Here is a 1,261-nt window from a genome sequence, read left to right as displayed (position 1 = left end):
TGGGGGAGGCTTGTTGTAAACTGGATTCTTGAAAAAGTTTTTTCTCTGTTAGATAGCGTTTTTCTATCTTTTTTTAGGTGGGGAAAAATCTTTCCCCTTTTTGGGGAATTTTTATTGACAATAACAGCAAGAACGATTCGCAGCAGAACGGTGCAATAACCACCTACACTTATGATATTCATGGAAGATTGAAATCACAGATAACAACACAAGCAGATAAGACACCGGTTGAGATATCTTATGTGTATGATGGCAACGGAAATATGACCCAGATGACAGACTCAACAGGATTGACATCCCGCATATATGATCAACTCAACAGGGTAAAAATGAAAAAAGCACAGGACAACGGATTTGTGAGATACTATTATGATATAATAGTGGAGGATACAACAGAGCAGGGAGAGACTGTTTACCTTACTGCTGAGGTTAGCAGAGACCCTGAAAGCAATCAGACAACAAAGGTTAATGACAAGGCAGGAAGGCTGAAGTATGTATATGACGGAACGATTACGAACGGAGCCTCAATAAGTAGCCTGAACAGGTCAAAATTAATAACATACGAGTATTACGACAATGGTGCCAGAAAGAGTGTATTGTATCCGGAATTTACTAAGAGTGGACAAACCTTTAGGTATGAAGAGGTATACGAGTATCATCCGGACGGAATGCTTGATACCCTTATTAACCGGAAGGTAAAGGTAGTCAATCAGGGATCTCCTACAGTAGAGACTGTAATTGAAAAGTATGAGTATACTTATGATGAAGCAAATAATCAAACTAAAAAGATTGAGCACCTGGTTGGTGGAACAAGGATAACAGATTATGAATATGATGCATTGAACCGACTGGAGACGGTAAGTGAGTCAAATGGCAGAGTCACAGTGTACGAGTACGATGTCGCAGGAAATAGAGAAACAGAGAAAATAAGTCAAAATGGAACAGTGCAAATATTCAACACCTATGTCTACGATAAGCAGAACAGGCTTGAGAGAATTGAGACAACAGGTGTAGAGACCCAAATACAGAGCTATCGTTATGATGAAAACGGCAATCAGACAGAGGTGTATACAGTAAAAGGCTCAACAACGGAGCAGACAGCAAGCTACAGCTATGATTTGCTAAACAGGATGATAAGTGCGACAGTCGGAGGAAAGACAGTAACATATACATACAGCGGCGATGGACTAAGAGTAAGCAAGTATGTAGACGGAACCTTGACAAAGTATATATACGAGTATGACAAGGTAGTACTTGAGCT

General features: G+C 40.0%; 1 pseudogene. It reads left to right on the top strand.

The window, feature by feature from the left end:
• Positions 1 to 77: 77 nt before the first annotated feature.
• Positions 78 to 1,261: pseudogene (locus EFD62_RS17350) on the top strand (hypothetical protein); the annotation flags it as partial.

This window comes from Acetivibrio mesophilus, from assembly GCF_004102745.1.
Lineage (GTDB): Bacteria > Bacillota > Clostridia > Acetivibrionales > Acetivibrionaceae > Hungateiclostridium > Hungateiclostridium mesophilum.
Note: the sequence above shows the minus strand (reverse complement) of the source record. Positions and strands in the feature narration are given on the sequence as shown.